Genomic DNA, 9548 nt, shown 5'->3' with positions numbered 1-9548 from the left:
GAAAAGATCTGTGAGAATCAGATCCGCCGAAAGCCTAAGGGTTCCTGAGGAAGGTTCGTCCGCTCAGGGTAAGTCGGGACCTAAGGCGAGGCCGATAGGCGTAGTCGAAGGACAACAGGTCGAAATTCCTGTACCACCGTAATCCGTGATGAGCGATGGGGTGACGCAGTAGGGTAGTGACGCGGACTGATGGATGTCCGTCTAAGCAGTGAGGCTGATGTGTAGGCAAATCCGCACATCGTAAGGCTGGGCTGTGATGGGGAGCGAAAATTATAGTAGCGAAGGTCATGATCTCAGACTGCCAAGAAAAGCCTCTAGCCAGGAGAAGGTGCCCGTACCGCAAACCGACACAGGTAGGCGAGAAGAGAATTCTAAGGCGCGCGGAAGAACTCTCGTTAAGGAACTCGGCAAAATGACCCCGTAACTTCGGGAGAAGGGGTGCCTCGGTAGGGTGAATAGCCCGAGGGGGCCGCAGTGAAAAGGCCCAAGCGACTGTTTAGCAAAAACACAGGTCTGTGCGAAGCCGCAAGGCGAAGTATACGGGCTGACGCCTGCCCGGTGCTGGAAGGTTAAGGGGAGTGGTAAGCCTTCGGGCGAAGCTATGAACCGAAGCCCCAGTAAACGGCGGCCGTAACTATAACGGTCCTAAGGTAGCGAAATTCCTTGTCAGGTAAATTCTGACCCGCACGAATGGCGTAACGACTTGGGCGCTGTCTCAACGAGAGATCCGGTGAAATTTTAATACCTGTGAAGATGCAGGTTACCCGCGACAAGACGGAAAGACCCCATGGAGCTTTACTGCAGCTTGATATTGAATTTGGGTACGATCTGTACAGGATAGGTGGGAGCCGTAGAACTTTGAGCGCCAGCTTGAAGGGAGGCATCCTTGGGATACCACCCTGATCGTATCTAGGTTCTAACTTGGTACCGTGATCCGGTACGAGGACAGTGTCAGGTGGGCAGTTTGACTGGGGCGGTCGCCTCCTAAAGAGTAACGGAGGCGCCCCAAGGTTCCCTCAGAATGGTTGGAAATCATTCGAAGAGTGCAAAGGCAGAAGGGAGCTTGACTGCGAGACCTACAAGTCGAGCAGGGACGAAAGTCGGGCTTAGTGATCCGGTGGTACCGCATGGAAGGGCCATCGCTCAACGGATAAAAGCTACCCTGGGGATAACAGGCTTATCTCCCCCAAGAGTCCACATCGACGGGGAGGTTTGGCACCTCGATGTCGGCTCATCGCATCCTGGGGCTGAAGTAGGTCCCAAGGGTTGGGCTGTTCGCCCATTAAAGCGGTACGCGAGCTGGGTTCAGAACGTCGTGAGACAGTTCGGTCCCTATCTGTCGTGGGCGTAGGAAATTTGAGAGGAGCTGTCCTTAGTACGAGAGGACCGGGATGGACGTACCGCTGGTGTACCAGTTGTTCCGCCAGGAGCACCGCTGGGTAGCTATGTACGGAAGGGATAAGCGCTGAAAGCATCTAAGCGTGAAGCCCCCCTTAAGATGAGATTTCCCAATGAGTAAGGCCCCTTGAAGACGACGAGGTAGATAGGTTGGGGGTGGAAGTGCAGTAATGCATGGAGCTGACCAATACTAATCGGTCGAGGGCTTATCCTAAGATAAAGCGCAATAAGTTTCGGATCCAGTTTTCAGGGTGTAAGTTCAGTATATCGTCAGCTCAAGTAGCTGAAGTTACACGAACAAACACACAGCATTTGGCGATGCTGATTCCTGAAAAAGAATTTACGGTGTAAATTCATGTTTGGTGGCGATAGCGGAGGGGTTCCACACGTACCCATCCCGAACACGACCGTTAAGCCCTCCAGCGCCGATGGTACTTGGACCGCAGGGTCCTGGGAGAATAGGACGTTGCCAAGCAACAAGTAAAAAGGACCATGATCTTATTGAGATCATGGTCCTTTTTTGCATGTAGTTGAAATTACTTATATTCTTACTTCTCTGTTGCTTACTCAAAGTAAAATATACTTTTGTAAGTAGATAGTTATCCTTAAAACCGTTTGTTTATAATGGTTGTCCTTCGTAGGAGTACAGTTGTTTGTACAGGGGAATACTACGGGTTAGGGCTGTTGATGAAGGCTTGACACCCCTATACCGCTTTGCTAAGATTGCAATAATATATTTTCAGAGAGCCTTGATTTGTCCATGTCGGACAGACAACAAGACCAATACAGACTAAACATTTTGAAGGAGGATCATCTTGGTGTGGGAAGATAAATTCGGTAAGGAAGGCCTTACCTTTGACGATGTTTTGTTGGTACCTCGTAAGTCGGTGGTACTGCCCAAAGAAGTAAGCGTAGCGACTCGTTTGAGTGATAACGTGAAGCTGAACATTCCTTTGATGAGTGCTGGTATGGATACTGTTACTGAGGCAGTGTTGGCAATTGCGATGGCTCGTGAGGGCGGTATCGGTGTAATTCATAAAAATATGTCGATTGAGCAGCAAGCGGTAGAGGTAGATCGGGTTAAACGCTCAGAGAGCGGTGTTATCACCAACCCATTCTCATTGACTCCGGATCACTTGGTATCCGATGCTGAGGCTGTTATGGGTAAATACCGTATTTCCGGTGTGCCTGTTGTAAACGAAGAGAACAAACTGGTGGGTATTATTACTAACCGTGATCTTCGCTTTATTCACAATTTTGATCTTAAAATTAGTGAAGTCATGACAAAGGAAGAACTGGTAACTGCACCAGTAGGCACGACTTTACAGGAAGCGGAAGTCATTTTGCAAAAGCATAAAATTGAAAAGCTTCCTCTAGTCGATGAAGGGAACTACCTCAAAGGTCTGATTACCATCAAAGATATTGAGAAAGCTATTCAGTTTCCGAACGCAGCGAAGGATGCACAAGGGCGTCTTCTGGTCGGTGCGGCTGTCGGCATTTCCAAGGATACGTTTGAACGGACTGAAGCACTTGTAAAAGCTGGTGTGGATTTGATTGTTGTGGATTCCGCTCATGGCCATCATATTAACATTATTGAAGCAGTCCGCGAGTTGCGTAAAACTTATCCTGATCTGACGATTGTAGCAGGTAATGTAGCTACGGGTGACGGAACGCGTGAATTGATTGAAGCAGGAGCATCGGTCGTTAAGGTTGGTATTGGCCCAGGCTCTATCTGTACAACACGCGTAATTGCAGGGATTGGTGTTCCGCAAATAACAGCTATTTATGATTGTGCAACAGTAGCACGTGAATATAATATTCCGATTATTGCAGATGGAGGTATTAAATACTCCGGTGAAATTACAAAGGCCATTGCGGCAGGGGCTTCTGCAGTAATGCTGGGAAGTCTTTTTGCAGGTACGGAAGAGAGCCCAGGCGAATCGGAAATTTATCAAGGACGTCGCTTCAAAGTATATCGTGGTATGGGCTCTATGGCTGCGATGAAGCAAGGTAGTAAAGATCGTTATTTCCAAGATGACGACAAGAAATTGGTACCGGAAGGCATTGAGGGACGCGTTGCTTATAAAGGACCACTTTCCGACACTGTTCACCAGCTGTTGGGCGGTCTTCGCTCCGGTATGGGATATTGTGGTACTGCTAATATTGAAGAGCTTCGTAACGATACAAGCTTTATCCGTATTACAGGTGCAGGTCTGCGCGAAAGCCATCCGCATGATGTGCAGATTACGAAAGAAGCGCCAAACTACTCTCTATAAAATTCAGCTGTATTTGACTTGACGACAGGCAGAGCGCATTTCGCTCTGCCTGTCTTTTTTTAGAGATACCCCTGTGATAGAATAGACAAGTGTCCGCCTTCTCATGAGGTTATTGATGAATTAGGACGCATAGGTATTTTGGATGATTCCTACCAGTTAAGAAGATTCGAGCACAGAATGCTCATGACAAGCTATATCTTAGGAAACGAAATGACATTAAATTGTATAACACTAAAACATTAATTCTTTGGCCAAGTAAAGGCTGTAACCACCGTCTCGTTATACATAGCGGATCGGGTTGAGGTACGAGAGGAGTTTGTATTCATTTGAAAGCGAACAATTTTAAAAAGAATAATAAACGCAGCATGATTAAAAAGAGTGTGACTGCAGTCATGGTGCTTAATATGATGTATATGTCGGCCTTGCCTGTTGTAGGCAATTTCGATTCAAGCGTGGCTACTTTTGCTGCTGGAGCGGCAACAGAGGCAACGAATATCACGGGAACAGGTTCCATTAACCCCCCTAGTCTGGCACTTCGTTCGGCCATTTTGATTGAGCCTTCCACTGGGCAGGTTTTGCTCTCTATGAATCCAGATGAGCCGCTCCCGCCAGCCAGTATGACCAAAATGATGACAGAGTACCTCGTAGCGGAGCAGGTTAAGCAAGGAAAACTTAAGTGGACGGATAAGGTTACGGTTAACGAGAATGCTTCTAAGAGTATCGGATCACGTATTTTTTTGGCTCAAGGGGATCAACATACGGTAGAAGAGCTTTATATTGCCATGGCAGTAGGTTCTGCCAATGATGCCACAGTAGCTCTTGCTGAACGAGTATCTGGAACCGAGCAGGATTTTGTAAAACTAATGAATGAAACCGCTCAGAAAATGGGTATGAAAAATACGTATTTTATCAACTCGACTGGCTTGGATCGTAAGGATATGCCTACAGGGTTTCAACCGGATACAGACCGGGAAACTGTGATGACAGCGAGAGATGCAGCTACTCTGGCCAGTTACATCATTAAGGATCATCCAGATTATACACGGTTTACCACAATTCAATCGTACAAATTTCGACCGACTGACAAAGCGCCAATTATTAACTATAATTGGATGCTAGAAGCAAACAAAAATATTACTAACTTTAGAAAATTTGCTTATCCTGGCTTGGACGGTATGAAAACGGGCCATACGAGCAATGCTGGAAACTGTTTTACAGGTACGGCTGAGCGTAATGGAATGCGTCTCATTAGTGTAGTTATGGGAGCAGATTCAGAGCCTCATCGTTTTACAGAGACGGCTAAAGTACTGAACTATGGCTTTGATAACTTTGAAGTGAAGCAGGTTGTTGCTCCAAAGACGGTGGTTAAGGGCGTTGAGAATGTGCCTGTAACCAAAGGTACGGAAACAGAAGTGCCGATTGTCACAAAAGATGCAGTAAGTTTTATCGTACCTAAGGGTGCAAGCAATCCTAAGGTAACCTTTACAACGAACATAACACCAGCAAGCTCTCTCGTGGCACCTTTGAAACAAGGAGCTAAAGTCGGTACAATTACGTACACATACAAAACGGATGGCGTGGATAAAGGCCAGACGAAAACTGTTGATTTGGTTACAACCACGGCAGTAGAAGAGGGCGGCTGGTTCCGAATGCTTTTCCGGGCGATTGGTGATTTCTTCGGCGATTTGTTCCAGGGAATTAAGAATCTCTTCTAAAGATGAAATGCTAATCGACCTAACGTGTCCTGCATTACTTATTTTGTAACTTGAAATGATTGTGTATTTGGCGTTCGTACGGTAAAATCTTAAGTTAGAATCTAAACGTAACCCTTACAGGAGGCAACGACATGGAAACGGGAACTTCACGTGTAAAAAGAGGTATGGCAGAGATGCAAAAAGGTGGCGTAATCATGGATGTCATGAACGCTGAACAGGCTAAAATTGCAGAGGCAGCAGGCGCTACAGCCGTAATGGCTCTTGAACGAGTGCCTTCGGATATCCGTGCAGCTGGTGGGGTTGCTCGTATGGCTGACCCTACGATTGTGGAAGAGGTTATGAAGGTTGTTTCTATTCCTGTTATGGCTAAGGCTCGTATTGGTCACTTTGTTGAGGCAAAGGTACTCGAATCTCTCGGTGTTGACTATCTCGATGAGAGTGAAGTATTGACACCTGCAGATGAGGTGTTCCATATCGATAAGCGGGAGTTCACTGTTCCATTTGTTTGTGGAGCCAAGGATCTAGGGGAAGCATTGCGTCGTATCGGTGAAGGCGCATCTATGATCCGTACAAAGGGTGAGCCGGGAACTGGAAATATTGTTGAGGCTGTTCGTCACATGCGGTTTATTAATGGTCAAATTCGCAAGGTGCAAAACCTGTCGAAGGACGAGCTGTATGCAGAAGCGAAAAACCTCGGAGTTGCTTATGAACTGCTGTTGGAAGTGCATGAGCTTGGTAAGCTACCAGTGGTCAACTTTGCAGCAGGCGGTGTAGCAACACCTGCGGATGCTGCGTTGATGATGCATTTAGGCGCTGATGGTGTCTTTGTAGGCTCTGGTATCTTCAAGTCGGACAGCCCTGAGAAATTTGCACGGGCAATTGTGGAAGCGACCACTCATTACACGGATTACAAGCTGATTGCAGAAGTGTCCAAGAATTTGGGAACTCCTATGAAAGGCATTGAAATTTCCAAACTGGCATCGCATGAGCGCATGCAGGATCGTGGTTGGTAAGAAAGAAGGGGCCGGCATGAAAATAGGAGTATTGTCGCTGCAAGGCGCTGTGGCTGAGCATATACGAAGCGTTGAACGTGCAGGTGCTGAAGGTATAGCAGTGAAGAAGATCGAACAGCTCGATGAGCTGTCCGGTCTTATCATTCCCGGTGGTGAGAGCACAACTATCGGCAAGCTAATGCGCAAGTATGATTTTATAGAGGCTATACGTCAATTTTCCAATCAAGGCAAGCCTGTATTTGGCACTTGCGCGGGATTGATTGTATTGGCCAAAACGATTCAAGGACAGGAAGAAGCACATTTGGGACTAATGGATATTACAGTATCGCGTAATGCTTTTGGTCGCCAACGAGAAAGCTTTGAAACAGACTTGAACATTAAAGGGATTGAGGAGCCGGTTCGTGCGGTGTTTATACGCGCGCCTTTAATACAATCTGTCGGAATGGGAGTAGATGTGCTGTCTGAGTATAACGGCGAGATTGTGGCAGCCCGTCAGGGTCATTTGCTGGCTTCATCCTTCCATCCGGAATTAACAGACGATTTCCGGTTACATCAGTATTTTGTGGATATGGTCCGCGGATAGCGGAAAGTCAGGTTTGTAGTGTAGGAGGGATCACCTGTGTTAGATATAAAGATTTTGCGTAATGAGCTTGGTCGGGTTGAGAAAGCTTTACAGAACAGAGGTAAATCTCTGGATCTGATTAATGGTTTTACAGATCTGGATGTAAGCCGTCGTGAGTTGCTTCAGGAAAGTGAAGGACTCAAAAATCGTCGGAATGTCGTATCTGGTGAAGTAGCCAAGTTGAAGAAGAATAAGGAAAATGCGGATGATCTTATTGCTGAAATGCGCCAGGTCTCCGATCGTATTAAAGAATTGGATGAGCAAGTGCGTGAACTGGAAGTTCAGATCGACGAACTAGTGATGTCGATTCCTAATATCCCCAATGAGACTGTGCCTGTAGGCGCTTCGGAAGAGGATAATGTGGAAATTCGTCGCTGGTCAGAGCCGCGCGAGTTTTCTTTTACACCCAAAGCACATTGGGAGTTGGCTCAGGATCTAGATATTCTTGATTTTGAGGCTGCAGCTAAGGTGACGGGTTCTCGTTTCACGTTCTATAAGGGACTGGGAGCGCGTTTGGAACGTGCGCTAATTAACTTTATGATGGATCTGCACAGCAGTGAGCATGGTTATGAAGAAATGCTACCTCCATACATTGTAAATCGGGACAGTCTGTACGGAACGGGTCAGCTTCCAAAGTTTGAAGAAGATTTGTTTAAATTGCGTGATACTGAGTATTATCTCATTCCTACGGCCGAAGTTCCGGTAACGAACTACCACCGTGAAGAGATTATGAATGCAGATCAGCTTCCTAAATATTATGTGGCATACAGCTCTTGCTTTCGCTCAGAGGCAGGATCTGCAGGACGTGATACACGTGGCTTGATTCGTCAGCATCAGTTCAATAAGGTGGAAATGCTCAAGCTGGTTCACCCGGATACCTCTTATGAAGAATTAGAGAAAATGACGAATAACGCTGAGCGTGTTTTGCAGCTGCTCGGACTTCCATATCGGGTGCTGGCACTTTGCACAGGGGATATGGGGTTTACGTCTGCCAAAACGTACGATCTGGAAGTGTGGTTGCCTGAGAGCGGCATGTACCGTGAGATTTCTTCCTGTTCCAACACAGAAGACTTCCAAGCACGTCGTGCAAACATCCGGTTTCGTCCAGATGCGAAGGCAAAGCCTGAATTTGTACATACGCTGAACGGTTCAGGATTGGCTGTAGGGCGGACTGTAGCTGCTATTTTGGAGAACTATCAGCAAGAGGACGGAAGCATTGTGATTCCCGAAGTGCTGCGTTCATATATGCGAGGCATTGAGGTTATAACTCCTAAATAGTAAGCCTTGCATTCTTAAAAATTCTGTGGTAAAATAATTTTGTTGCGCCTGAGTTGTTTGATAGAGGGAAGCAGCTTTATCCATTTACCACCTGGAGAGGTACCGAAGCGGTCATAACGGGGCGGTCTTGAAAACCGTTAGAGTGCAAGCTCACATGGGTTCGAATCCCATCCTCTCCGCCATATTCTAAATAAAACCAAGCCATTCAAATACGATAGCTGGTACATTAGGTTCTATATGCTAATGATCAGGAATCGTGAAGAATGGCTTTTTTGTTGTATAAAAAGCCTGTTTTTTTCACACGTTATCAGATGTGGAGGTGCTGGCATGAATCGAGAAATGACAGTAGATCAGCAAAAGCTGGTAGAGGCCTGGCAGGAACAACTGCCGATTCTTTTGAATTCAGGGGATAAAACACAGGTACAGGCAGATGAAGCCGATAACCGGGCTATACGAATCCATATCGAGGTAGAAGGCCGACAAATGTACTCCTTTGATTTTGCGTGTACGTATGTAGATTCCCGGGAAGTACAGGTTAGCTTAGTCGATGTAGAGCGTGACGGGCGGTCTGTGGATGAACGAACAGATATCATTCAACAGCTGGTGTCCGATTATACTCGGCACATTCACCAATGTGCTCAAACATTACAATCATTGACACACTCGTAGTCATGAAGGAATGAGGAGGTAGGCTACATGACAAAGGCCAAAAATGGACTGGATAAAAACCTGTCCAACATTGTCGATGATTTGGAGCAACGTCCAGTAAATAGTCATCAGGCACAGCAAGTGCAGCAGGATCGTAATGATCGTCGTCATCAGGATTCACTGAATCACGATAAAACGGAAGATCTGACCCATCTATAGTCCTATTTTAAATGGTAATAAACGGATTTGTTGATGTACCAATAATTTAGACTTAGAATGGAGGATGCGTAAATGGGCAAGCCTAGAGCTGTTCCTGTTCCCGAGGCCCAGAATTCTGGCGGAAGTAATGAAAAGCGTGAGCGTAGTCATCAACAAGAGCCCCTATCAGGTTCCAAGAAGGTGAAACAGCGGAATCACGTCGATCACCACAACAGACAAGGTTCATAAGCAGTCAGACTTTTCTCCTAAAAATATTACAAAGTATAGTACACCCTGGTTAAAGAGCCAGGGTGTCTTTGTGCTTATTGTAAGAAAATTTTCCAATAAGTGTTTCGCCGTTTGTGAATATGAGTTAAAATAGAAGGTGTGTATTTTTTTA

At 46.3% G+C, this 9548-nt stretch carries 8 protein-coding genes, 1 tRNA gene and 2 rRNA genes (1 of these 11 only partly in view); all 11 read left to right on the top strand.

The window, feature by feature from the left end; all coding sequences use genetic code 11:
• Positions 1–1612, top strand: a 23S ribosomal RNA gene (locus tag C0638_RS07320) (it extends 1313 nt beyond the left edge of the window).
• A 144-nt stretch (positions 1613–1756) separates the two neighbouring features.
• A 5S ribosomal RNA gene (gene rrf, locus C0638_RS07315) occupies positions 1757–1873 on the top strand.
• A 343-nt stretch (positions 1874–2216) separates the two neighbouring features.
• Positions 2217–3674 carry an IMP dehydrogenase gene (gene guaB / locus C0638_RS07310; protein ID WP_013368721.1) on the top strand — a complete coding sequence of 486 codons (1458 nt, stop codon included), beginning with the start codon at positions 2217–2219 and terminating at the stop codon, positions 3672–3674.
• Between the two features lie 326 nt (positions 3675–4000).
• Entirely contained in the window at positions 4001–5389 is a 1389-nt protein-coding gene (locus C0638_RS07305) for a D-alanyl-D-alanine carboxypeptidase family protein (RefSeq protein ID WP_040102436.1), read from the top strand.
• 131 nt (positions 5390–5520) lie between these two features.
• Positions 5521–6402, top strand: coding sequence for a pyridoxal 5'-phosphate synthase lyase subunit PdxS (pdxS, locus tag C0638_RS07300; RefSeq protein ID WP_013368723.1), 882 nt, complete (start codon positions 5521–5523; stop codon positions 6400–6402).
• Positions 6403–6418: 16 nt separating this feature from the next.
• Positions 6419–6985 (top strand): pyridoxal 5'-phosphate synthase glutaminase subunit PdxT, encoded by a 567-nt coding sequence (pdxT, locus tag C0638_RS07295; protein ID WP_013368724.1) that lies wholly within the window; start codon positions 6419–6421, stop codon positions 6983–6985.
• 36 nt (positions 6986–7021) lie between these two features.
• Positions 7022–8302: a serine--tRNA ligase gene (gene serS / locus C0638_RS07290; protein WP_058712451.1), complete on the top strand. Its 1281-nt coding sequence runs from the start codon at positions 7022–7024 to the stop codon at positions 8300–8302.
• Positions 8303–8395: 93 nt separating this feature from the next.
• Positions 8396–8484: transfer RNA gene (locus tag C0638_RS07285), tRNA-Ser, on the top strand.
• 145 nt (positions 8485–8629) lie between these two features.
• Positions 8630–8971 carry a hypothetical protein gene (locus tag C0638_RS07280; RefSeq protein WP_013368726.1) on the top strand — a complete coding sequence of 114 codons (342 nt, stop codon included), beginning with the start codon at positions 8630–8632 and terminating at the stop codon, positions 8969–8971.
• 27 nt (positions 8972–8998) lie between these two features.
• Positions 8999–9169: a hypothetical protein gene (locus C0638_RS25315; protein WP_013368727.1), complete on the top strand. Its 171-nt coding sequence runs from the start codon at positions 8999–9001 to the stop codon at positions 9167–9169.
• Between the two features lie 72 nt (positions 9170–9241).
• Positions 9242–9397 (top strand): small acid-soluble spore protein P, encoded by a 156-nt coding sequence (locus C0638_RS07275; protein WP_058712452.1) that lies wholly within the window; start codon positions 9242–9244, stop codon positions 9395–9397.
• The last annotated feature ends 151 nt before the right edge of the window (positions 9398–9548 follow it).

The organism is Paenibacillus sp. lzh-N1 (genome assembly GCF_002872435.1).
Taxonomy (GTDB): Bacteria; Bacillota; Bacilli; order Paenibacillales; family Paenibacillaceae; genus Paenibacillus; species Paenibacillus polymyxa_C.
Note: the sequence above shows the minus strand (reverse complement) of the source record. Positions and strands in the feature narration are given on the sequence as shown.

Excerpts from the sequence above, each read along its gene's own strand:
- pdxS (WP_013368723.1), top strand. The coding sequence starts at position 5,521 with ATGGAAACGGGAACTTCACGTGTAAAAAGAGGTATGGCAGAGATGCAA.
- C0638_RS07280 (WP_013368726.1), top strand. The coding sequence starts at position 8,630 with ATGAATCGAGAAATGACAGTAGATCAGCAAAAGCTGGTAGAGGCCTGG.
- C0638_RS25315 (WP_013368727.1), top strand. The coding sequence starts at position 8,999 with ATGACAAAGGCCAAAAATGGACTGGATAAAAACCTGTCCAACATTGTC.
- pdxT (WP_013368724.1), top strand. The coding sequence starts at position 6,419 with ATGAAAATAGGAGTATTGTCGCTGCAAGGCGCTGTGGCTGAGCATATA.
- C0638_RS07275 (WP_058712452.1), top strand. The coding sequence starts at position 9,242 with ATGGGCAAGCCTAGAGCTGTTCCTGTTCCCGAGGCCCAGAATTCTGGC.